Origin of the sequence: Chlorobaculum thiosulfatiphilum (genome assembly GCF_006265165.1) — a bacterium.
GTDB classification, from domain to species: Bacteria; Bacteroidota; Chlorobiia; order Chlorobiales; family Chlorobiaceae; genus Chlorobaculum; species Chlorobaculum thiosulfatiphilum.
The window spans coordinates 1-494 of sequence record NZ_VDCH01000065.1 but is presented as its reverse complement, the minus strand read 5'-3'; the positions used below and the strand labels follow the sequence as shown (position 1 = coordinate 494).

Below are 494 nucleotides of genomic sequence, written 5' to 3'. Positions count from 1 at the left end.
TCCTGACCGACATAGGCGCTGTCCGCGTAGAGCGGCTGGCCCGCATCTGCTTTTTCAATCAACGTTTCCAGCTCCTGAGAATCGTGGTCGCAGGCCGGAGTCACCATCCAGTTGTTGATGAGTTTGGTGCCTTTATCGACCTTGATGTGGTTTTTGTAGCCGTAAAAGCTGATGTTGTTTTTCTTCAACCATCGGGCATCGACATCTTTCTGACGCAGCTTGTTGGGCTTCTCTTTCCAGGCTTCCGGCGTCTCCCCCAGCTTGATTTGCGCGTTTTCCTCGCGGCTGTTGCGCTGACGCGGCACCTCGACAATGGTGGCATCGACCAGTTGTCCGTTTTTGGCAAAGATGCAGTGGTCGTCGAGCGCCTGATTGAACCGGAAAAACAACACCTCGATAAGTTCTTCCTGAATCAGCGTTTCCCGGAATTTCCAGATCGTTTTGCTGTCCGGAACCTTGTCGCTGGATTTCAGTCCCAGAAAGCGCTTGAAGCT

The 494-nt window shown here is 52.8% G+C and carries 1 protein-coding gene; it reads right to left on the bottom strand.

The features are described 5' to 3' along the window. The coding region (locus tag FGF66_RS12385; RefSeq protein ID WP_139457955.1) for a transposase at positions 1 to 494 on the bottom strand (494 nt) is incomplete at both ends.